22 protein-coding genes and 1 pseudogene are annotated in these 22657 nt (G+C 62.3%); 10 read left to right on the top strand and 13 right to left on the bottom strand.

What is annotated here, in order from left to right:
- Positions 1-10: 10 nt before the first annotated feature.
- From NKJ57_RS04750 to NKJ57_RS04765, 4 genes and pseudogenes are all read right to left on the bottom strand, one after another.
- Positions 11-435 (bottom strand): annotated as a pseudogene (locus NKJ57_RS04750) (OsmC family protein).
- A gap of 23 nt (positions 436-458) precedes the next feature.
- Entirely contained in the window at positions 459-857 is a 399-nt protein-coding gene (locus NKJ57_RS04755; protein ID WP_460221574.1) for a DUF2306 domain-containing protein, read from the bottom strand.
- Positions 858-894: 37 nt separating this feature from the next.
- The gene (ssb, locus tag NKJ57_RS04760; RefSeq protein ID WP_023670946.1) at positions 895-1428 is read right to left on the bottom strand and encodes a single-stranded DNA-binding protein; all 534 of its coding nucleotides are present in this window, start codon (positions 1426-1428) and stop codon (positions 895-897) included.
- Between the two features lie 210 nt (positions 1429-1638).
- Entirely contained in the window at positions 1639-2040 is a 402-nt protein-coding gene (locus NKJ57_RS04765; RefSeq protein WP_023734317.1) for a hypothetical protein, read from the bottom strand.
- A 133-nt stretch (positions 2041-2173) separates the two neighbouring features.
- Between NKJ57_RS04765 and NKJ57_RS04770 the strand changes: the two genes are divergently transcribed.
- The 8 genes from NKJ57_RS04770 to NKJ57_RS04805 all read left to right on the top strand — a co-directional run bounded on the left by NKJ57_RS04770 (position 2174) and on the right by NKJ57_RS04805 (position 10455).
- Entirely contained in the window at positions 2174-2488 is a 315-nt protein-coding gene (locus NKJ57_RS04770; protein WP_023670944.1) for an ArsR/SmtB family transcription factor, read from the top strand.
- On the top strand, positions 2485-2952 hold the full coding sequence (locus NKJ57_RS04775) for an SRPBCC family protein (protein WP_023734316.1): 468 nt from the start codon (positions 2485-2487) through the stop codon (positions 2950-2952). Before NKJ57_RS04770 ends, NKJ57_RS04775 begins: the two co-directional genes overlap by 4 nt.
- 29 nt (positions 2953-2981) lie before the next feature.
- Positions 2982-3590, top strand: a complete 609-nt coding sequence (locus NKJ57_RS04780) for an ATP-dependent Clp protease proteolytic subunit (RefSeq protein ID WP_023734315.1) — start codon at positions 2982-2984, stop codon at positions 3588-3590.
- Positions 3591-3736: 146 nt separating this feature from the next.
- Positions 3737-3958, top strand: a complete 222-nt coding sequence (locus NKJ57_RS04785) for a hypothetical protein (RefSeq protein WP_033003135.1) — start codon at positions 3737-3739, stop codon at positions 3956-3958.
- A 783-nt stretch (positions 3959-4741) separates the two neighbouring features.
- Entirely contained in the window at positions 4742-7663 is a 2922-nt protein-coding gene (gene uvrA, locus NKJ57_RS04790; protein ID WP_023693385.1) for an excinuclease ABC subunit UvrA, read from the top strand.
- 34 nt (positions 7664-7697) lie between these two features.
- A complete protein-coding gene (locus NKJ57_RS04795; RefSeq protein WP_023706185.1) occupies positions 7698-8162 on the top strand; it encodes a GNAT family N-acetyltransferase in 465 nt (154 codons plus the stop codon).
- A 28-nt stretch (positions 8163-8190) separates the two neighbouring features.
- Positions 8191-8994, top strand: a complete 804-nt coding sequence (locus NKJ57_RS04800) for a DUF72 domain-containing protein (protein WP_023693383.1) — start codon at positions 8191-8193, stop codon at positions 8992-8994.
- Positions 8995-9309: 315 nt separating this feature from the next.
- Positions 9310-10455 carry a GGDEF domain-containing protein gene (locus NKJ57_RS04805; RefSeq protein ID WP_352512615.1) on the top strand — a complete coding sequence of 382 codons (1146 nt, stop codon included), beginning with the start codon at positions 9310-9312 and terminating at the stop codon, positions 10453-10455.
- 92 nt (positions 10456-10547) lie between these two features.
- Here NKJ57_RS04805 and NKJ57_RS04810 read toward each other — a convergent pair whose 3' ends face one another.
- From NKJ57_RS04810 to urtA, 6 genes are all read right to left on the bottom strand, one after another.
- A complete protein-coding gene (locus NKJ57_RS04810) occupies positions 10548-10724 on the bottom strand; it encodes a hypothetical protein (protein ID WP_023670936.1) in 177 nt (58 codons plus the stop codon).
- 530 nt (positions 10725-11254) lie between these two features.
- Entirely contained in the window at positions 11255-11950 is a 696-nt protein-coding gene (gene urtE, locus NKJ57_RS04815) for an urea ABC transporter ATP-binding subunit UrtE (RefSeq protein WP_352512617.1), read from the bottom strand.
- A 69-nt stretch (positions 11951-12019) separates the two neighbouring features.
- Positions 12020-12766: an urea ABC transporter ATP-binding protein UrtD gene (urtD, locus tag NKJ57_RS04820; protein ID WP_352512619.1), complete on the bottom strand. Its 747-nt coding sequence runs from the start codon at positions 12764-12766 to the stop codon at positions 12020-12022.
- Positions 12767-12770: 4 nt separating this feature from the next.
- The gene (urtC, locus tag NKJ57_RS04825; protein WP_023670933.1) at positions 12771-14003 is read right to left on the bottom strand and encodes an urea ABC transporter permease subunit UrtC; all 1233 of its coding nucleotides are present in this window, start codon (positions 14001-14003) and stop codon (positions 12771-12773) included.
- The gene (gene urtB / locus NKJ57_RS04830; RefSeq protein WP_352512620.1) at positions 14000-15616 is read right to left on the bottom strand and encodes an urea ABC transporter permease subunit UrtB; all 1617 of its coding nucleotides are present in this window, start codon (positions 15614-15616) and stop codon (positions 14000-14002) included. The genes urtC and urtB overlap by 4 nt, the downstream gene beginning before the upstream one ends.
- A 112-nt stretch (positions 15617-15728) precedes the next feature.
- Complete coding sequence (gene urtA, locus NKJ57_RS04835; RefSeq protein ID WP_023832056.1) at positions 15729-17039, bottom strand: urea ABC transporter substrate-binding protein; 1311 nt, start codon at positions 17037-17039, stop codon at positions 15729-15731.
- Positions 17040-17351: 312 nt separating this feature from the next.
- Between urtA and NKJ57_RS04840 the strand changes: the two genes are divergently transcribed.
- Together NKJ57_RS04840 and NKJ57_RS04845 are read left to right on the top strand one after the other, a co-directional pair.
- Positions 17352-17747, top strand: coding sequence for a hypothetical protein (locus tag NKJ57_RS04840; protein WP_352512622.1), 396 nt, complete (start codon positions 17352-17354; stop codon positions 17745-17747).
- A gap of 117 nt (positions 17748-17864) precedes the next feature.
- Positions 17865-19778, top strand: a complete 1914-nt coding sequence (locus NKJ57_RS04845) for a PhoX family protein (protein WP_352512624.1) — start codon at positions 17865-17867, stop codon at positions 19776-19778.
- A 64-nt stretch (positions 19779-19842) separates the two neighbouring features.
- On the opposite strand, the gene NKJ57_RS04850 is transcribed toward NKJ57_RS04845, so the two are convergent.
- The 3 genes from NKJ57_RS04850 to NKJ57_RS04860 all read right to left on the bottom strand — a co-directional run bounded on the left by NKJ57_RS04850 (position 19843) and on the right by NKJ57_RS04860 (position 22467).
- The gene (locus NKJ57_RS04850; protein ID WP_352512625.1) at positions 19843-21414 is read right to left on the bottom strand and encodes a GMC family oxidoreductase; all 1572 of its coding nucleotides are present in this window, start codon (positions 21412-21414) and stop codon (positions 19843-19845) included.
- A 50-nt stretch (positions 21415-21464) separates the two neighbouring features.
- Positions 21465-21989 (bottom strand): gluconate 2-dehydrogenase subunit 3 family protein, encoded by a 525-nt coding sequence (locus NKJ57_RS04855; RefSeq protein ID WP_352512627.1) that lies wholly within the window; start codon positions 21987-21989, stop codon positions 21465-21467.
- 82 nt (positions 21990-22071) lie between these two features.
- Complete coding sequence (locus NKJ57_RS04860) at positions 22072-22467, bottom strand: VOC family protein (RefSeq protein ID WP_023684616.1); 396 nt, start codon at positions 22465-22467, stop codon at positions 22072-22074.
- Positions 22468-22657 lie beyond the last annotated feature (190 nt).

A 22657-nucleotide genomic window follows, 5' to 3' on the forward strand; every position in this document is an offset into this window, starting at 1 on the left:
GCCCTACTCCCTACTCCACCGCCGTATCGACGACCTTGAAATCGTGGGTGATGACAGCCGTCTTGGCCAGCATGGCCGAGGCCGAGCAGTATTTCTCGATCGATAGGTTGATGGCGCGCTGGACCTTGTCGTGCGACAGCGCGTGGCCCGTGACGATGAAATGCATGTGGATGCGGGTGAAGACTTTCGGGTCGGTTTCGGCCCGGTCGGCGTCGAGTTCGACAACACAGTCCTCAATCGCCTCGCGGCCTTTTTCGAGGATGTGGACGACATCATAGGCCGAGCAGCCGCCGGTGCCGATCAGCACCAGTTCCATCGGGCTCGGACCCGGCGTCTTGCCTTCCGGCCGGGGGCGGTCCCCAGCACCAGTTTGTGGCCGCTGCCGGACTCGCCGACGAAGGTGCGCTCCTCGACCCATTTGATCCGCGCTTTCACGGCAATCTTCCTTTCAGAAAGCGTCACTGGCCGAAGACGACCGTGTGCATGATCCGCCCTGGCAGCAGCGTGAACACGCCGGCGCCGATCAGGGCGAAAACATACAGCGATATCATGACCCTGCGATGTTGGCGACCCGATGCATATGCGCGTGCCAGACCGCCAGCGGCACGGCGATCAACACTAAAATCGACAAGAGATGGATCGGGCTGAACGGACCGACGAGGCGTATCTGCTGGATCCAGAAAACTGGAGATGGCGACGACCAGCATCAGCGCCGCCCAGGTATAGCCGACGACACGATGGCGCGTCGTGCCTTTCGGCAGTGCCAGTTGCGTAGCGCCAATGGCCAGCGCGGCAAGGGCCGCGAAGGCGTGCCATGGAATGGGAGGGCGCGCCGACAGAAGCGGTCCGAGCGACATGGCGCCCTCTCCTCAGATATCGCTGACTATCGTCAGCTCAGAACGGGATTTCGTCGTCCAGTTCGCGCGACGAGCCGCCGCCACCGCCGCCCTTGGAACCGCCGCCACCGCTGTTGCCGCCGCGGTTGAAGCTCTCATTGGGGCCAGACTGGCCGAAATCCGAGCCACGGCTCGCGCCGCCGCCGCCGGCATAGTTGCCGACCTGACCGCCGCCCTCGCCGCGAGAATCGAGCATCTGCAGCTCGCCGCGGAATTTCTGCAACACGACTTCGGTCGTGTACTTGTCGGCGCCGGTCTGGTCCTGCCATTTGCGTGTCTGCAGCTGGCCTTCGACGTAAACCTTCATGCCCTTCTTCAGGTACTGCTCGGCGACCTTGGCGATCTGGTCATTGAAAATGACCACGTTGTGCCATTCGGTCTTTTCCTTGCGCTCGCCGGAGTTCTTGTCGCGCCAGCTTTCCGACGTGGCGATGCGGATGTTGACGACCGGGTCACCAGAATTCAGGCGGCGGATTTCAGGGTCCGCGCCGAGGTTACCGACCAGAATGACCTTGTTGACGCTACCCGCCATGACACTTCTCCGCGCTCATCCGAAACAAATTTCAAGTCGTTCACCTTACAGGCCGCGGACAATCCTGGCTTGCCGCGGCTGGCTTTTCCCACAAGGTTTTTGTTCCCTTTTCGTTCCTATACTGTTAACCACGGATTGTCAAGGAATGGCAGCAATCGCCGACGCGGGCGCGTGGATTTAGCTGACACGCAGCGGCGAGAAGCGGTGTCGTCAGCGCCGTTTTTTAGCTGGTCGCAACGGACCGAAAAAGCCGCTCCACTCCATGCCCATGGTATGGGCGCGCTGTGCGATCACGGTTGGTGCCGACATCAGCCCGACTGCAGGTTCAGATTTCAGAGCCGGGTCATTCAGCAATTTCCCGATCGCGCGCCCGTGCCACCAGACCTGAGCGACGAGCGCCGCTACCACCGCGATCAGGCCCCAGGTCCCCAATCCTTCGCCGAAGATGTAAATCCCGTATGGCGGCGATAGCGCCGTACCCAACTTGGCCAACAAGATCACGGCCACGAAACCGATGACGGCGATGGCGCCTATACCGAGGACGAGGCGGCGATAGAGCCTCAGAGCCTCGTTGAGGTTCTCGGCGGACGAAAGATCGACGTTGGAATTCATAAATACTACTCCTGCCTCGCGATGATCGGCCCATCTTGTTCCCCGTGGATTAGAGGCCCGGCAGGATCCAATCAATACCGGGCATTCAAAACACCCCTTGCCAAATCGATAAGTATCGACTTATGCTTTTGCCATGATCGAAGCAGAGATTTTTCGCGCCCTGGCCGACCCGACGCGACGCGCCGTCTACGAGCGGCTGACTTCCGGCGAGATGAGCGTGTCGGAGTTGCGCACTGGCATGAGCGTGTCGCAGCCGGCGGTGTCGCAGCACCTTGCCGTGCTGCGCGGCGCAGGCCTGGTCAGCGAAAGACGCGCCGGCCGCAACGCCTACTATCGCGCCGATCCGCAAGGGCTCGAGCCGCTGCTCGGCTGGATCGAACGCTACCGCGCATTCTGGCCGGAGCGCATCGAAAGACTGAAGGCCGTTTTGAAGGACATGGACCAATGACCGACGAAAAGCAGACGCAGACCGCCAAAGATGCCCTCGCCTTCGAATGCGATCTGCCGGACGCACCGGAAAAGGTGTGGCGGGCACTGACCGTGCCGGACCTCTTGGCGGAATGGATGATGCCGAACGACATCAATCCGGAAACCGGCAGCCGCTTTGCCTTTGCCCGGCCTGAGAAGCCGATCGAGTGCGAAGTGCTCGATGCCGAACCGGGGCGCCTGCTGCGCTATTCCTGGCGCGAGCGTTCCGGCGACGCCGACCGCGAGGAGCTGGAGAGCATCGTCACCTTCACACTCGCCCGCACCGTTTCCGGCGGCACGCATCTGCGCATCGTCCATGACGGGTTTGTCCTGACGCCTGCGGTTGCGATGGCCGGCGCCGGCTGCCGGCTCTCGCTGCGCGCATACAAGCCCAAACCGCCTGTCGCCGCCAACGCGCCACGCCTGTTGCTGTGCGCTGCCTGAACCGGAAAAATCAAAACGGAGACAATGAGATGAGCGGCTTTGCCAATCTGGTGCCGATGGTGATCGAGCAATCGAGCCGCGGCGAACGCGCCTTCGACATTTTCTCGCGGCTGCTGCGCGAGCGCATCATCTTCGTCAATGGCGAGATCAATGACGGCATGTCGGCGCTGGTCTGCGCCCAGCTCCTGTCGCTGGAATCCGAAAACCCCGACAAGGAGATCTCGCTTTACATCAACTCGCCGGGCGGCGTGGTGACCAGCGGCTTCGCCATCTACGACACGATGCAATTTGTCAGTTGCCCGGTATCGACGGTGTGCATGGGCTTTGCCGCCTCGATGGCCTCGTTCCTGCTGATGGCGGGAACGCCGGGCCGGCGCATCGCGCTCCCCAACGCCAGCATCGTGCTGCACCAGCCTCTGGGCGGCTTCCAAGGCCAGGCCTCCGACATCCAGCGCCATGCCGAAGGCATTTTGCGCACCAAACGGCACATGACGGAACTGTATGCGCAGCATTGCGGCCGCACCTATGAAGAGGTCGAACGCACGCTCGACCGCGATTTCTTCATGACCGCCAAGGAGGCCAAGGAGTGGGGCCTCGTCGACCATGTGTTCGACACCCGCAAAAAGGCGGCGGCCTGATCGGCGGATTGAATGCAGGCCGGTGTTCCCTCAATTTCAACGCCGCTGGTCTGGCCTCGCCTTGAGCGCGGCACTATAGTCTTGCCATGCGCTACCACCTGAACAGACTGACCATAGCCATTGCCATCACGGCGGCGACATCGAGCATGGCCTTTGCCGGGGGCAGCACCAGCACGTCGCGGAAAGGCGCCCTGCCCGGCGTGACCGGCGACTACCGCATCGCCAAGCCCGCGCCGCAGCCGGAGCCGGACGACGCGCTGCCTGCCGGCGAGAACGGCACGTTCAAGATCGGCGACACCGATGTCAAGATTTCCGGCAGCATCACTGTCGATGTCGGCACGGGTGGGATCAAGCCGCCGCGCCGGTAGCCCCTTCTCCCAGCTACTATACGGGAGAGAAAGCCTGCGCCGACGACTTCCTCGCAAAAGAACAGCCCCGCCGTTGCTTCCGCTAACGGTCGGGGCTTTTCTTGGATTCCAAATCCAAACTGCCGGTAGTGTTATACCGACTTTGACTTCGGATGCTTCGCGGCATTCAGCCGACGATCCGACTATCCGTCTCTGATTTTTGTGGGATTCGGCAGGTCACGGTTTGTCTGGTGGTTTGTTGGACTGACGCGATGCGTTCGTTTGGACGCATACACTCCAATGCCTTGAAACTACCTGGCACCTATGCCCGCCGCGGCTCCACTAGCAGGTGGAGCCTCAAGGGACTATCCGGTGGCGTCATGCTCCGCTCCTATGTCCGTTGCGACTGGTGTCAATCCGAAGCACAAATCGCAAAAACCTGCGGCGTCTCGCAGGCCGCTATGGGCGGCGAGGCCATCAAAGACGGCCGGCTCCGTTGACTCCGGCAGAGTGCGCCCCCGATTCGACGACGTCAACCTTGAATAGCCGGTTACGGAAAATGTGATCGCCGGGAGCTTACGTCAGGGTCAGTTTCTGAAACACCCTTGTCAGTTTCTGCACAGCTTTGTCAGGAGCGTGTTCGGCCTTTGTTCTTTCCGCTTGCCCCTTCGCGCGAAAGACGGTTAAACGGCTTTGGTCGAGAAGTGTGGCGTCTCTCGACGTGGCGGCAAAAATACCTACATAGGGAATGGCCGGGAAAACCCGCCGATCCCACTGACACCAGACCTGAGGCGGCGACCGGCGATGGCCGACCATAAATACCTTTCCATTCGCGGGGCACGCGAACACAACCTGAAGAATGTCGATCTCGACCTGCCACGTGACAGCCTGATCGTCATGACCGGCCTGTCGGGCTCCGGCAAATCGTCGCTTGCTTTCGACACCATCTATGCCGAGGGCCAGCGCCGTTACGTCGAGAGCCTGTCGGCCTATGCGCGCCAGTTCCTCGAAATGATGCAGAAGCCGGATGTCGACCAGATCGACGGCCTATCACCGGCCATCTCCATCGAGCAGAAGACCACGTCGAAGAACCCGCGCTCGACAGTCGGCACCGTCACCGAGATTTACGACTACATGCGCCTGCTGTTTGCGCGCGTCGGCATCCCCTATTCGCCGGCCACCGGCCTGCCGATCGAGAGCCAGACGGTTTCGCAGATGGTCGACCGGGTGCTGGCGGTCGAGGAAGGCACGCGCCTTTTCCTGCTGGCGCCGATCGTGCGCGGCCGCAAGGGCGAGTATCGAAAGGAACTGCTGGAGCTGCAGAAGAAGGGCTTTCAGCGCGTCAAGGTCGACGGCGTCTTCTACGAGATCGCCGACGTGCCGGCGCTGGACAAGAAGTACAAGCACGACATCGACGTCGTCGTCGACCGCATCGTCGTGCGCGGCGACCTGGCGACACGGCTTGCCGATTCCATCGAAACGGCGCTGAAGCTCGCCGAAGGGCTGGCGGTGGCCGAGTTCGCCGACCGGCCGCTCGACGCCAGCCAGACCGGCGAGGACTCGGTCAACAAATCGAAGAACGAGACGCATGAGCGCATCCTGTTCTCGGAAAAATTCGCCTGCCCGGTTTCCGGCTTCACCATTCCGGAGATCGAGCCCAGGCTGTTCTCGTTCAACAACCCGTTCGGCGCCTGCCCGACCTGCGACGGCCTCGGCAATCAGCGCGCCATCGACGCCAGCCTGATCGTGCCGGACGAAAACGTCTCGCTGCGCGACGGCGCCGTCAGCCCGTGGGCGAAATCGACCTCGCCCTATTATGCGCAGACGCTGGAAGCGCTGGGCAAGGCATACGGCTTCAAGCTCGGCGACAAGTTCAAAGACCTGACCGAAGAGGCAAAGGATGCCGTCCTGCGTGGCACCGGCGAGCGCGAGGTCACCTTCCAATATGATGACGGCCTGCGCTCCTACAAGACCACCAAGACGTTCGAGGGCGTCATTCCCAATCTCGAACGGCGGTGGAAGGAAACCGAATCCGCCTGGATGCGCGAGGAGATCGAGCGCTTCATGTCGGCGACGCCCTGCCCGGTCTGCAAGGGATACCGGCTGAAGCCGGAAGCGCTGGCGGTGAAGATCGCCGGCAAGCATATCGGCGAAGTCACAGAGCTGTCGATCCGCAAGGCCGACCAGTGGTTCACCGAACTGCCGCCACATCTCAACGACCAGCAGAACGAGATCGCGGTGCGCGTTCTCAAGGAAATCCGTGACCGCCTGCGCTTCCTCAACGATGTCGGCCTCGACTATCTGACGCTGTCGCGCAATTCCGGCACGCTGTCGGGCGGCGAGAGCCAGCGCATTCGTCTGGCGTCGCAGATCGGCTCCGGCCTCACCGGCGTGCTCTATGTGCTGGACGAGCCGTCGATCGGCCTGCACCAACGCGACAATGCCCGCCTGCTTGACACGCTCAAGCATCTGCGCGACATCGGCAACACGGTGATCGTCGTCGAGCATGACGAAGACGCCATCCTGCATGCCGATTATGTCGTCGACATGGGTCCGGCCGCCGGCATTCATGGCGGCGAGATCATCGCCCAGGGCACGCCGCAGCAGGTGATGGCCAATCCCAACTCGATCACCGGTAAATATCTGTCGGGCGCGCTCGAAGTCGCCACGCCCGGTGTCAGGCGCGAGGCCAAGAAAAACCGCCGGCTGAAGATCGTCGGCGCGCGCGGCAACAATCTCAAGAACGTCACTGCCGAAATCCCGCTCGGCACTTTTACCGCCGTCACCGGCGTGTCTGGCGGCGGCAAATCGACCTTCCTGATCGAGACGCTGTTCAAGGCGGCGTCGCGCCGCATCATGGGCTCGCGCGAGCATCCGGCCGATCACGACCGCATCGAGGGCCTCGAATTCCTCGACAAGGTCATCGACATCGACCAGTCGCCGATCGGCCGCACACCGCGTTCGAACCCGGCCACCTACACCGGCGCCTTCACACCGATCCGCGACTGGTTTGCCGGGTTGCCCGAGGCCAAGGCCCGCGGCTATCAGCCGGGCCGCTTCTCCTTCAACGTGAAGGGCGGCCGCTGCGAGGCCTGCCAGGGCGACGGCGTCATCAAGATCGAGATGCACTTCCTGCCCGACGTCTACGTCACGTGCGACGTCTGCCACGGCAAGCGCTACAACCGCGAGACGCTCGACGTCCTGTTCAAGGGCAAGTCGATCGCCGACGTCCTGGACATGACGGTCGAGGAAGGCGTCGATTTCTTTGCCGCCGTGCCCGGGGTGCGCGACAAGCTGGAGACGCTGAAGCAGGTCGGCCTCGGCTACATCCATATCGGCCAGCAGGCGACGACGCTGTCGGGCGGCGAGGCGCAGCGCATCAAGCTCGCCAAGGAATTGTCGCGCAAGGCGACCGGCAAGACGCTCTACATCCTCGACGAGCCGACCACCGGCCTGCACTTCCACGACGTCGCCAAGTTGCTGGAAGTGCTTCACGAACTGGTCGACCAGGGCAACACGGTGGTGGTCATCGAGCACAATCTCGAAGTCATCAAGACCGCCGACTGGGTGCTCGACCTCGGCCCCGAAGGCGGCGATGGCGGTGGCGAACTGGTGGCACAGGGCACACCGGAAGCCATCGTGCGCGAAAAGCGCAGCTACACCGGCCAGTTCCTGAAGGAGCTTTTGGAGCGGCGGCCCGGAGGCAAGCGCGAAGCGGCGGAGTAACTGACAGACCGGTCGGGCGCCTGGAGAGCTTTGAATGACAGTCCGACAGGCGCTTGCCGGTGATCTCGACGCAGTCGTCTCGCTGACGCAGACCGCCTATGAGCACTACACGCCCCTGTTAGGCGCGCCGCCGCTCCCAGTCACCGAGGACTATGCGCCACGCATCGAGCGTGGCGAGGTCTGGCTCTTGGAGAGCGGCGCGGAACTCGCCGGGCTGATCGTTATTGAGCGCCATCCCGATCATGCGATGATCTTCAGCGTCGCAGTCTCCCCCGCTTTCCAGGGCAGGAAACTCGGCACCGCGCTGCTCGACTTCGCCCAGGAACAGGCGCGGCTATGGGGTGTGCCGGAGGTGCGGCTCTACACCAATTCGCGCATGGAGCGGAACATCGAGATCTATACGGCCTATGGCTTCCACGAAACGGGCCGCCGAGCCAATCCCCACCGTCCCGGATGGACCGTGGTCGACATGATCAAACCGGTTGGAAAAATAGCCTGACCGCATTTTTAGAACTGGGAGGAAGACGATGATCAGCCAAGGAACAATCCGCGCCGGGATGGGCGGCTGGACTTTCGAACCCTGGGATACGTCCTTCTACCCGGACAAGCTTTCCAAGGCCAAACAGCTGAGTTACGCCACTCGCCAGGTACCGAGCATCGAGGTCAACGGCACCTACTATTCCAGCTTCAAGGAGCCGACCTTCGTCAAATGGGCGGGCGAGGCGCCGGACGGTTTCGTCTATTCGCTGAAGGGCAATCGCTTCGTCACCAACCGCCGCGTGCTTGGCGAAGCCGGCGAGTCCATGACGCGCTTCCTCGGCTCGGGCATTGCCGCGCTGGGCGACAAGTTGGGCCCGATCCTGTGGCAGTTCGCGCCGACGAAAAAGTTCGACGCCGACGATTTCGAGGCCTTCCTGAAGCTGCTGCCGGAAAAGCAGGATGGCGTGGCGCTGCGCCATGCGCTGGAAGTGCGCAACGACAGTTTCAGCGTGCCGGAATTTGTGGGCCTAGCGCGCAAATACAAGGCGGCAATCGTCTATGCCGACCATGCCAAATATCCTGGTATCGCCGACATCACCGGCGATTTTATCTATGCGCGGCTGCAGACCGGCAGCGACGACAATCCGGATTGCTATACGCCGAATGGCCTGGACGAATGGGCAGCGCGGGTGAAGACCTGGGCGCAAGGCAAGCAGCCGGCCGATCTGCGGCGCGCCGATCCGACTTTCGACGCGCCGGTGAAACCGCGCGATGTGTTCGTCTACTTCATCACCGAGGGCAAGGTGCGCGCGCCGTTCGGCGCCATGGCGCTGATGAAGCGGGTGAGCTGATCGGTTAAAGCGCGTCGCGCTGAAACGGATTCATACGACGCGATTTAAGTCTTTGTCTTGATGCATGCCGTTGTCCCAGAACCGCGGCACACTTCTGGGCGACATGCATTAGGAGCAATTCCAGGAAAAGTGTGGAACGGTTTTCCCGGGAAAGCGGGCAGCGCTTTCCCTTGAAAAGGGTTTCAACCCAGAATTGCTACGATGAACCGAAGCGTGATAGCTTATGCGCATCGTAACCTTATCGATACCTCCATCCTGCATAAATCCGGTGCGGGTCCTTTCTAGAGGCCGGCCGCCGCGCGCAAGGACGAGGGCATGTCGCTCGACTACAGTTCCCTTCTGTTGGCTGTCGGGTTTTCCGCCGCTTGCCTCGGCCTGACGCTGTTCGGCATTTGGCTTACCGCGCGCTCGGAACAATTCCTGCTGACCTGGGCGGTCAGCGTGCTTCTGATCGTCGCCGACGTCTTCGCCTACCAGGCCTATATCGACGCGCCCGGACGCCTGCTCGGCCTCGCCAGCTTCACGTTCCTGCTGCTCGGCTTCGCGACCATGCTCGGCGCGGCCCATCAGTTCACGACCGGCCGCTCGCCATTGCCGCGCATCGCTGTCGGCGCCGGCGTCTCGCTGGCAGTCGCCTTGCCGCCGATGGCGCTTGGCTATGACGGGCTGGGCTTCATGCTGGAGAATGCCTTCGCCGCGCTGCTTTTGTTTGCGACGGCCTATGAATACTGGAAGGGTCGTACGGAATTCCCGGCCCCGATCCTCGGCATTGCAGGGCTCTACACCGCCACCGCAATTTCCTTCGTGCTGTGCTCCGGTGCACTTGTCTGGGATGGCAGGCTGGTGCTTGGCCATGCGCCGAGCAACTGGGCCGAGGATTTCAGCCTCATCGTCGTCATCGCCTGCTTGACCGGCATCGGCGCGCTCTCGCTGGCGCTCAACCAGGGACGCCTGGCGCAGCATCATCGCCGCGAAGCGCTGACCGATCCGCTGACCGGACTGCTCAACCGGCGCGCTTTGTTCGACCTGCACGGCAAAACACCGGTCCGGTCCTTCACCGCCGTGATCGTGTTCGATCTCGACGGCTTCAAGGCGATAAATGACGAGTTCGGCCATGCCACTGGCGACGAGGTGCTGAAACTGTTCGCCAAGGATTTGACCGCCAATCTCCAGCCGGGCGATGTCGCCGCGCGCATGGGCGGAGAGGAATTTGCATTGGTGCTCGATCGCACCTTGCCTGAAAAGGTGGAATTCATAGCCGAGCGGATCCGGGCCAGTTTTGCCATGCGCCGGATCGATACCGAGACCCGCCTGCTGTCCTGCACCGTCAGCGCCGGCTACGCCTTCGGCAGCGAGGGCGGCACCAAATTCGACAAGGTGCTCAGCGCCGCCGACAAAGCGCTTTACGGCGCCAAGCGCGGCGGCCGCAACCGTGTGCTCGCCTTCCGGCGCGCCGGGTAGGCTGGGCTGATATTCAGCCGGCCTGAACCTCACCACACGTAAAACAACACCCCAAAGCGCGTCGCATGAGGCCGTTCAGGCGCGACGCGCTTTTAGGCCGCTATGACGATCTCGTTGTAAGTGTCGAGGTCGACGTAGAAAACCTTGGTGATTTCGCCGATCAGCTCATCCTGCTGGTAGCCTTGCGAGCGCAGAATGTTGATGGCGGTGATGATGTCGACACGCTCTGTCAGCCGTCGTTTCTGGTGGTCCTCGACGAACCGTTCCATAGCCCTATTCTCCTGGCAAGATTATCTGAACGCATTGACCGACAATCAGAACTGCGAGGGAACCTAGGGTGGCTTGCTTGCGTGGAACTTGCAGGCTGAGCCAGCATATTCCCTCGATCTGCTACAGAACCAGACTGATACGGAAGCGGCCGACTCACCGAGGCCTAGGAAAGACTAGCATGCAGTATTCGGCGTGCCAGAGGGTGGCGGCCTCGGACGAAAGTCCGACGCAAGGGGCGCGGACCTTCGCGACTTCATCATCCTTGGGCGTAGCGACGCGAAGCGGAGCGAAGACCCAGGGATCCTGCCGGGACGAAGAAGCGTCATTAACGGTGCAGAATGTGGAATGGCCAATGTGCCGCAGAAGCGATCTTGTTCTGCATCGCGGCACTCTTTGGCTGATGTCGCGGCATGGATTCTAGGGTCTGCGCGCGTCGCTCCGCTCCTTGCTCCGCCCTAGAATGACGAAGTGACTGTGGGCATTTCAGCCAATCTTCGACGTGTACGATCCGTGCAGCCGTCGACCTGCGCTAAACCGTCAGAAACTTCCTGACGTCCGCCCGGTCGAGATCTTCGGCCGAGCCGGTGTGGACGATCTGGCCGCGGTCCATGATGTTGACCTCGTCGGCGAGCTCGCGGCAGAAATCCAGATATTGCTCGACCAGAAGCACCGCAATGCCGGCCTGATCGCGCAAATAGCGGATCGCGCGGCCGATGTCCTTGATGATCGAGGGCTGGATGCCTTCGGTCGGCTCGTCGAGCACCAGCAGTTTCGGCCGCATGACGAGCGCCCGGCCGATGGCGAGCTGCTGCTGCTGGCCGCCTGAGAGATCGCCGCCGCGCCGCCCCAGCATCTGCTTCAGCACCGGAAACAGTTCGAAGACATGCGCCGGCACGTTGCGGTCGGCGCGCTTCAACGGCGCAAAGCCGGACTCCAGGTTTTCGCGCACCGTCAGCAGCGGAAAGATCTCCCTGCCCTGCGGTACGAATGCGATGCCCGACCGGGCGCGGTCATACGCCGCGCTCCGGTCGAGCGCCTTCCCCTCGAAGGCAACGCTTCCGCTCGTCAGCCGGTGGTGGCCGACGATCGATCTCATCAAACTGGTCTTGCCGACGCCGTTGCGGCCGAGCACGCAGGTGATCTTGCCGGCACCTGCCGTCAGCGACACGCCGCGCAGCGCCTGGGCGGCGCCGTAATGGAGCGTGGCGTTGGAAACTTCGAGCATGTCAGCGCCTTCTCCAGAAGCGGAGGAACGAAAAGTCGAAGCGATGGAATTGCACCCGCCAGACCATGCTCATCTCCCGAGATAAACTTCGACGACCCGCTCGTCGGCCGAGACGAAATCGAGCGAGCCTTCCGACAGCACCGAGCCCTCATGCAGGCAGGTGACCTTGACGCCGAGTTCGCGCACGAAATGCATGTCGTGCTCGACGACGATGACCGAATGGTCGCGCGCTATGTCCTTGAGCAGCCGCGCGGTTTCCTCGGTCTCGGCATCGGTCATCCCGGCGACCGGCTCGTCAACCAAAAGCAGCTTCGGGTCCTGCGCGAGCAGCATGCCGATCTCCAGCCACTGCTTCTGGCCGTGGCTGAGATTGGCGGCCAGATCGTTGCGCTTGTCGCCCAGCCGGATGATGCCGAGGATGTCGTCGATCTGTCTGGCTTCGGCGGCCGAGCGGCGATGGAAGAGCGCCGGGAAGATCGAGCGAGGGCCCTTCAGCGCCAGCATCAGATTGTCTTCGACGCTGTGGCTTTCGAAAACGGTCGGCTTCTGGAACTTCCGGCCAATGCCCATCATGGCGATCTCGGCCTCGTCGTGCCGGGTCAGATCGACCTGCCCGTCGAAGAACACTTCGCCTTCGTCGGGCCGGGTCTTGCCGGTGACGATGTCCATCATCGTCGTCTTGCCGGCGCCGTTGGGACCGATGACGGCGCGCATCTCGCCCTTGTCGAGCACCAGCGACAGATTGTTGATGGCGCGGAAACCGTCGAAGGAGACCGAGACGCCGTCGAGATAGAGGATGGTGTTGGACTTCGACATCGCTCTATTCCGCCGGCTGCGGTTCGGGCCCGGACGCGGACCACGCACCGGGCGTTGTTGCTGCGCTGCGCACGATCTTCGATGGCGGCGGGGCATCAGGGTCTGTGCCCGCTTCCTCTGCAATCGCTGCAGCCCGCATCGCCCGAGCGTTACCGCGCCAGGAATCCCACATGCCGACGATGCCCTTGGGCAGGAACAGGGTTACGGCGACGAACAGGCCGCCGAGCGCAAACAGCCAGAACTCCGGCAGCAGGCCGGTGAACCAGGATTTGCCGGCGTTGACCAGCAGCGCGCCGACGATCGGGCCGACAATGGTGCCGCGCCCACCGACGGCTGCCCAGATCACGACTTCGATGGAATTGGACGGCTCGAATTCGCCGGGATTGATGATACCGACCTGCGGCACATAGAGCGCGCCGGCGATGCCGGCCATGACAGCCGAGACGGTGAAGGCAAACAGCTTCACGTTCTCCGCCCGCCAGCCGAGGAAGCGGGTGCGGCTCTCGGCATCGCGCACGGCCATCAGCAGCTTGCCGTATTTGGAGCCGACGATTGCCCAGGTGATGAAGACGGCGAGCGCGAGTATGATGGCGCTGGCGGCAAACAGGGCCGAGCGGGTGGCGTCGGCCTGCACGTTGAAGCCTAAAATATCCTTGAAATCGGTCAAGCCGTTGTTGCCGCCGAAACCCATGTCGTTGCGGAAGAAGGCAAGCAGCAGCGCGTAGGTCATCGCCTGGGTGATGATGGAGAGATAGACGCCGGTGACGCGGCTGCGGAAGGCGAACCAGCCGAAGACGAAGGCGAGCAGGCCGGGCACCGCCAGCACCATGATGGCGGCGAACCAGAAATGGTCGAAACCGGTCCAGAACCAGGGCAATTCCTTGTAGTTCAGGAACACCATGAAATCGGGCAGGATCGGATTGCCGTAAACGCCGCGCGAGCCGATCTGGCGCATGAGGTACATGCCCATCGCATAGCCGCCGAGGGCGAAGAAGGCGCCATGGCCGAGCGAGAGGATGCCGCAATAGCCCCAGACGAGATCGAGCGCCAAGGCAAGCAATGCATAGCAGAGGTACTTGCCCGTCAACGCGACGATGTAGGACGGAATATAGAACGCGCTTTGCGGCGACACTGCGAGGTTGAGCAGCGGCACGATAATGGCGGCCGTCAGCAGGATGAAAATAGTGATGGCGATGCGACGGTCGGCACCCGCGGCGAAGAAGCGTCCCGTGATCATGTTTCCACCGCCCTGCCCTTGAGCGCGAACAGGCCGCGCGGGCGCTTCTGGATGAACAGGATGATCAGCACCAGCACGACGATCTTGCCGAGCACCGCGCCAGCATAGGGTTCGAGAACCTTGTTGACGATGCCGAGCGAGAAGGCGCCGACCAGCGTGCCCCAGAGATTGCCGACGCCGCCGAAGACCACGACCATGAAGCTGTCGATGATGTAGCCGCGGCCGAGATTGGGCGAGACATTGTCGATCTGGCTGAGCGCGACGCCGGCAATGCCGGCAATGCCGGAGCCGAGCGCAAAGGTCAGCGCATCGACCCAAGGCGTCCTGATGCCCATCGAGGCGGCCATGCGGCGGTTGGCGGTGACGGCGCGCATCTGAAGGCCCCAGGGCGTGCGCTTCATAACAAAGAGCAGCACGCCGAAGACGGTGAGCGCGAAGACCAGGATCCAGAGGCGGTTCCAGGTGACGGCGAGTTGGCCGACATCGAACGATCCCGACATCCAGGAGGGGTTGCCGACCTCCTGGTTGGTCGGTCCGAAGATCGAGCGCACCGCCTGCTGCAGGACAAGCGAGACGCCCCAGGTTGCGAGCAGCGTTTCCAGCGGCCGGCCGTAGAGGAAACGGATGACGCCGCGCTCGATGATCAGGCCGACGGAAGCGGCAACCAGGAAGGCGAGCGGCAGCGCGATCACCAGCGACCAGTCGAACAGGCCGGGGAATGAGGTTCGGATCACCTGCTGGACGACGAAGGTGGTGTAGGCGCCGAGCATCACCATCTCGCCATGCGCCATGTTGATGACGCCCATGACGCCGAAGGTGATGGCGAGGCCGATGGCGGCCAGCAGCAGCACCGAGCCAAGCGAGATGCCGTACCATATGTTCTGGCCGGCATCCCACAGCGCCAGGCTCGAATTGATGCTGGCGATTGCCGCCGTCGCGGCATCCTTGACCGCGCCTTGCGCATTGGCCTCGACCGCGGTGAGCAGCGAGACCGCGTCGCGGTCGCCGCGCGCGCCGATCAGGGCAATGGCGGCAAGCTTGTCGGCCTCCGGCTTATCGGAGACCAGCACCGATGCCGCGCGCGCCTGTTCGAACAATGCCTTGACCTTGGCGTCGGTCTCGGCGGCGATGGCTGCATCGAGCGGCTCGATATTGGCGGCATCGGGGGTCTTGAACATGGTGTCGGCGGCGGCGATGCGGGCAGAAGGATCTTTCGCGCGCAACGTCAGCGTTCCCAGCGCATCTCGGATGACACGGCGCAGCGTGTTGTTGACCTTGATCTTGGTGATGTCGGCCTTGGCGGCGTCGCCGGCTTTCTCGCCGCTCAGCGGGTCGAGCAGCGTGACGCTGTCGGCGGCCTCACTGCCGACGAAGACGGCTGAATCGGCTTTACGAATGTAGAGATTGCCTTCGGCGAGGGCTGCAAGCGGCCGTTCAACCAGCGGATCGCCGGTGGCGGCAAGTTCGCGCACAACAGCCTCAGTGGCGGCAAAGCCCGTGCCCGCGGCGAATTTGGCGACGATGGCGCGCAGATCGGCTTCGGCTGCGTTCGACGGCAATAGGCTTGCCACCAGGAACACCAGCATGAGGCCGAGAGTGCGCAACAGGATCATCCGTTCAGATACTCTTCTGTGGGGAAATTCCGCGTCCGGGCGGGCTGAAGCGCCCGGACGCTTGGCGGTACCGATCGTGGACACGTCCACGATCGGTCAGTCCCGGGAGGGATCAGTTCGTGCCCTTGCCGCCGCATTTGCCGGTGGCAACGTTGAAGTTGCCGCAGGACAGAGGCGCGCGCCAATCCGAGATCAGGTCCTTGGAATCGGGCAGATAGTCGGACCATTCGTCGCCCATCACGAGGCCGGGCGTCTGCGACACGGTCTCGAACTGGCCGTCGGCCTGGATCTCGCCGATCAGCACCGGCTTGGTGATGTGATGGTTCGGCATCATGGTCGAATAGCCGCCGGTCAGGTTCGGCACGGACACGCCGACCATGGCGTCGATGACCTTGTCCGGATCGGTGGTGCCGGCCTTCTCGACCGCCTTCACCCACATGTTGAAGCCGATATAGTGGGCTTCCATCGGGTCGTTGGTGGTGCGCTTGTCGTTCTTGATGAACTTGTGCCAGTCGGCGATGAACTTCTTGTTTTCGGGTGTGTCGACGCTCTCGAAATAGTTCCAGGCAGCGAGATGGCCGACCAGCGGCGCGGTATCGAGACCGGCCAGTTCTTCTTCGCCGACCGAGAAGGCCATGACCGGGATGTCCTCAGCCTTGACGCCCTGGTTGCCGAGTTCCTTGTAGAACGGAACGTTGGCGTCGCCATTGACGGTCGAGACGACGGCGGTCTTCTTGCCGGCCGAGCCGAATTTCTTGATTGCGGAGACTTCGGTCTGCCAGTCGGAGAAGCCGAACGGCGTGTAGTTGACCATGATGTCTTCGGCGGCGACGCCCTTGGCCTTCAGATAGGCCTCGAGGATTTTGTTGGTGGTGCGGGGATAGACGTAGTCGGTGCCTTCCAGCACCCAGCGCTTCACCGAGCCACCGTCCTCGCTCATGAGATAATCGACGGCAGGAATCGCCTGCTGGTTTGGGGCGGCGCCGGTGTAGAACACGTTGCGCTCGCTTTCCTCGCCCTCATACTGGACGGGGTAGAACAGGATGTTGTCCAGTTCCGAGAACACCGGCAGCACCGACTTGCGCGACACCGAGGTCCAGCAGCCGAACACGGCGGCGACCTTGTCCTTGGAGATCAGCTCGCGCGCCTTCTCGGCGAAGAGCGGCCAATTGGATGCCGGATCGACGACGACCGCCTCAAGCTTCTTGCCGAGCAGGCCGCCCTTGGCGTTCTGCTCTTCGATGAGCATCAGCATGGCGTCTTTCAGCGTCGTCTCCGAAATCGCCATGGTCCCCGATAGCGAATGCAGAATGCCGACCTTGATCGTGTCTTCGGCGGCCTTGGCCGGAGACGACATCGACAGGCCGGCGGCGACCACGCCGGCCGAAAACATTTTTGTTATTGTGGAGAAATTACCCCTCATACCGAAGACTCCCAGCTGTTTGATTGCACCGCGATAATGCAATGCAACTGCCGTGCCAAACGCAAAGGCGCCGCTCGCAAGAATGGAATAGCCGAGCGTTATCAGCCGGTTGGTATATTAGCCTGGAGCAAAACAATGGCAGCCAGTGAAAATTGATTGAGCCAAATTTGCGCAGCGCACACGGCTTTTGCCTAATTTTTGCCCAATTGAGACAAATGCCTAGTTTTTGATCTCCGGCCGTGGGTTCCGGGCGAACAATGTTGCGGCACCGCGCAAAAATAGGGCAAGCTCGCCCTTCAAAAGAGAGACGTCATGACATCTCGCATCTCACGCATTTCCGGCATCCTGCTGCTGATGGCAACGAGCGGCGCCGCGCGCGCCGATTTCAGCGAGGGCAAACTTCCTGACGGCACCTATCATTGCGAGGTCTATTTGCTCGGCGCCTTCCTCAACCTCGGCGACATCACCATCAAGGGCAATGTCTATACCGGCCCGGTGACGTTCGGAACGGCGCTGCAAGGCTACAACTATCAGATGAACGCCAATGGCGAGATCACCTGGCTCGGGCCGCTGGGCGGCTATACCACCGGTGGCAACTCCGTCTCCATGACACAGGCAACACTGGACGGCGAGACCGCCCCGTCATTCGACATCATTCTGAAGCAGCCCGACGGCGCCTTCACCGCCTCGACCTGCACCAAGGGCTGAGCGATGCGTAGTGCCGCGCCCAGTTGCGGCAAAACCTTCCTCTTATGTCATGTGAATGTTGCCTAAGCAGACTAGGGCAACGGTGCGCCGTAACATCCACCCTGAGAGGCAGACACCATGGCCAATGCACCGTCTTCATCCTCCCCCGTCATCCGCGAAATCATCGCCGAGCGCGTCTCGCGCCGGTCTCTTTTGAAAGGCAGCCTCGCCTCCGGCGCGCTGATTGCCGGCGGCAGCTTTGTCGGCTCCTTGTTTGCCGGCGAAACGCATGCCGCCACAGCGCAGTCGACGCTCGGCTTTCCCGAGCTGAAACGGGTCTACGGCAAGACCCATGCCGCCGCCGAAGGCTATGAGACGACCATCGTCGCGCGCTGGGGCGACCCGCTTACAGCCGGCCTCGCCGAATTCGACGGCAACAAGGTCGCGGCGGAGGAACAGGAAAAGCGCTTCGGCTACAATTGCGACTACATCGCCTTCATGCCGCTGCCCAAGGGCACGGTGAATTCCGATCATGGCCTGCTCTGCGTCAACAACGAATACATCTCGCCCAATGTGATGTTTCCGGGGATGACCGAGGGCGATGCCGGCAAGACGATGACCAGGGAACAGGTCGATCTCGGCATGGCCGCGATGGGCCATTCGATCGTCGAGGTGCAATTGAAGGACGGCAAGTGGGCAAGCGTGGCGGACAGCCCGCTGAACCGCCGCATCACCGCCAACACCGAAATGACCGTTTCCGGACCGGTTGCCGGCCATGCGCTGATGAAGACCTCGGCCGACGCGACTGGCACGAAAGTGCTCGGCACCAGCTACAACTGCAGCGGCGGTTTCACCCCCTGGGGTACGGTGCTGACCTGCGAGGAAGGCGTGTCCGACATTTTCGGCGGCGACCCGAAAAAGGCGCCGGCCGCCGAGCTTCTGGACCGTTACGGCTTCAACGGCTCCGATATCTATGGCCGCGGCCGCTTCCATGACCGCTTCAACCTCGACAAGGAACCGAACGAGGCCAACCGCTTCGACTGGGTGGTCGAGATCGACCCTTACGATCCTCAGTCCAAGCCGGTGAAGCGCACGGCACTTGGCCGCATGTCGCATGAGGCCTCGACCGTGGTCCTCAACAAGGACGGCCACGTCGTGGTCTATATGGGTGATGACGACTATTTCGAATATATGTACCGCTTCGTCTCAGCCAAGGCCTATGACAAGGCCAATGCGGCCTCCGGCGCCGATCTGCTCGACGATGGCGTGCTGTCGGTCGCCCGGTTCGATGCCGATGGCTCGATGACGTGGCTGCCGCTGGTGCACGGCCAGGGCAAGCTTACCGCCGAGAACGGTTTTGCCGACCAGGCCGAGGTGCTGTTGAAGACGCGGTTTGCGGCAGATGCGCTCGGCGCCACGCCGATGGACCGGCCCGAGGACATCGAGACCAATCCGGTGACCGGCCGCGTCTATGCGGTGATGACCAAGAACAAGAAGCGCGACCAGTCAAAGGTCAATCCGGCCAACACGCGGCCGGAAAATCTCTGGGGCCATATTGTCGAGTTGATCCCGCCTGGCGGCCGCGGCGCGGACGCCGACCACACGGCCGAAAACTATGCCTGGGACCTGTTCGTGCTCTGCGGCAACCCGAAAGATGCCAAGGTCGGCGCCACTTTTCATCCGGATACGTCGGACAATGGCTGGTTCGTCTGCCCCGACAACATCACCTTCGACCCGGCGGGGCGGCTGTGGGTGGCGACGGACGGCGCCAATGCTTTCGACCTGCCGGACGGCGTCTACGGCGTCGACACCGAAGGTGCGGCGCGCGGCCTGCCGAAGCTGCTGTTCACCTGCCCGCACGGCGCCGAAGCGACCGGCCCGTGCTTCACGCCGGACGGCACGACTTTGTTCCTGTCGGTGCAGCACCCTGCGGAAGATGCCGAGACGCTCGACAAGGTGCAGACGCTATGGCCCGATTTCAAAGACGGCCAGTTGCCGCGACCTTCCGTCGTCGCCATCCGCCGCAGGGACGGACAGCCGGTCGGCGCATAGTGAGTCCCAGGGAAAAAGGCGGAACGCGCCATGCGCGTTCCGCGTAGCGATCCGGGAGGACGGCTCAGATCGTCTTGGCCGACATTTGCGAAGCGATGTATTCGGCCTGGCGGATAGCCAGCGACACGATCGTCAGCGTCGGATTTTCAGCCGCACCGGTCGTGAACTGGCTGCCGTCCGACACGAACAGGTTCTTGATGTCGTGCGCCTGGCCGTGCTTGTTGACGACGCCGTCTTCCGCCTTTTCGCTCATCCGGTTTGTGCCGAGATTGTGGGTTGAGGGATAGGGCGGCGTCGGGAAGGAGCGCGTCGCGCCGACCGCATCGTAAAGCGCTGTGGCCTGCTTGTAGGCATGATTGCGCATCGCCGTGTCGTTGGGATGATCATCGAAATGCACGTCGGCGATCGGCATGCCGTGCGCGTCCTTCTCGTCCTTGTGCAGCGTGACGCGGTTTTCCGCGCGCGGCATGTCCTCGCCGACGATCCACAGGCCAGCCATGTGATCATAGTGGTCGAGCGCGGTGGTGAATGAACGGCCCCAGCCGCCGGGATTGAGGAAGGCGGCCATGAAGGGCAAGCCGAGCGACAGCGTCTCGAATTCATAGCCGCCGACAAAGCCGCGTGAGGGATCGTGCCGCGCCTCGTCGCGGATAATGCCGGCCATGGTGGTGCCGCGATACATATGCACCGGTTGGTCGAAAATGGCGTAGACCGAACCGGTGGTGTGGCGCATGTAGTTCTTGCCGACCTGCCCCGACGAATTGGCAAGCCCTTGCGGAAACTTCGCTGACTCGGAGTTCAGCAGCAGGCGCGGGCTTTCGATCGAGTTGCCGGCGACGGCGACAATGCGGGCCTTCTGCTCCTGCAGATTGCCGTCCTTGTCGGCATAGACGACGCCGGTCACTTTTCCGGTAGCGTCATGGTTGATCTTGATCGCCATGGCGTTTGGCCGGACCTCGAGATGGCCGGTCGCCTCACCCTTGGGAATCTCCGTGTAGAGCGTCGACCATTTGGCGCCCCATTTGCAGCCCTGGAAGCAGAAGCCGGTCTGTTGGCAGGAGTTGCGGTCGTCGCGCTCGACCGAATTGATTGCCATGTTGCCGGTATGACATTCCTTATAGCCGAGCTTGTCGGCGCCGGCCTTGAGCACCTTGAAATTGTTGTTGCCGGGCAGCCGCGGCCAGCCATTGGTGCCGGTGACGCCCATCTTGGCTTCCGCCTTGGCGTAGTACGGCTCCATCTCGGCCAATGTGACTGGCCAGTCCAGCAGGTTGGCGCCTTCCAGCTTGCCGTAGGTCGAGAGCGTCCTGAACTCATGCTCCTGGAAGCGCAGCGAGGCGCCTGCCCAGTGCGTGGTCGAGCCGCCGACCGATTTGACGATCCAGGCCGGCAAATTGGGGAAATCCTTCGACACCCGCCAGTCGCCTGAGGTTGTGCGCTTGTCCGTCCAGGCGAGCTGGCTGAAGGAACCCCACTCGTCATTGATGAAATCCTCGTATTCGTGGCGCGCGCCGGCCTCGAGGATGACGACATCGACGCCTTTCTGGGCGAGTTCGTTGCCGAGCGTGCCGCCGCCGGCGCCGGAGCCGATGATCACGACCACGCCGTCGTTGTTGAGATCAAATGAAGCTGCCATGGTTTCCTCCCATGAATTCCTGTTTGCGGGGTTTCAAAACGACGGAGGGCTCAGAGCCACTCTATGTCGTCGAAACCGCGCGCGATGTAGCCGCCCTTGGAGTAGGATTCGCCCTCGTAGCCGAAGATCGGCCACACCTCCTGCTGGTTGTAGAGGCTGACGACGAGGCCGCCGCGGATGGACTGGAAGAACGGCGTCGCCTCGATCTGCTGCAGCACGGCGACGCGCTGCTCCTCCCAGCCGAGGCCGCGATAGCCGCCCTCGCCCGACTTCTTGTCGAGGTCGGCGATGCCGTCTTCGATCATCGTCTTGTAGGCAGCGTCCTTGCCGGCCTGCTCGTCATGGCTTTTTACGGCGATGGCGTAGTATTTGTCGGGCACCTGATCGTGCGGATAGATGTCGCGCGCCATCTGGATCAGCGTCGCCATGGTTTCGGGCTTGAGCGCTGATGTCTCGAGCCCCCAGGCATTTTCAGGGCTGATGACGGCGCTGCCGGAAATGACCAGCAACGCGCCGATGCCGCCGCGTTTGAGAAGTTCACGACGTGAGAGCCTCGCGTCATAGATCGTGACCATTTTGTTCCTCCCTGCTTGCTGTTTGCGCCCTTGAACAGCGCCGTTGCTGGCGTCGCGCGGGCTGAATGCGGCCGATAATCCCCTACTGGAAGCGCCCTCCACGCTGCAGAACCTCGATCTTGTAGCCGTCGGGGTCCTCAATGAAGAAAAAGCGGGCGATCAGCGATCCGTCGCGGTTGAATTCGACGATCTTCTTGGGGTTGAGGCCGAGCGCGCCGATCCGGTCGTGTTCGCTGTCGAGATCGGACACCGAGACCGCCAGATGGCCGTAACCGTCGCCAAGCCCATAAGGCTCGGTGCGGCCCTTGTTCACGGTGAGTTCGAGCTCGAACCCCGTTTCGGCGTTGGCAAGGTAAATCAGCGTGAATGTCTCGAAATCCAGCCTGTCGGCGACGTCGAGCCCGAAAGCGTTTCTGTAGAAATCGACGGATCTGGCCTCTTGGAGAACCCGGATCATGGAATGGATTGCCTTCGCCAAATCAGTCTCCGCCGCTGCATGTTGGAGGCGATTATGGGCGGCACGCGCGAAAGGTGGTGGCAGCCGGTTACCACGGCTAAATTTGCAATCGCTGCTATGCCTGCGCCTAAAGACGAAAGTCCGATTGCCGATTCGGCCCACAAGGCCGAACATGCAGGGACAACCACAACTTGAAAGCGCGACACGCTGC

Origin of the sequence: Mesorhizobium sp. M0077 (assembly GCF_040322955.1) — a bacterium.
Classification (GTDB): Bacteria; Pseudomonadota; Alphaproteobacteria; order Rhizobiales; family Rhizobiaceae; genus Mesorhizobium.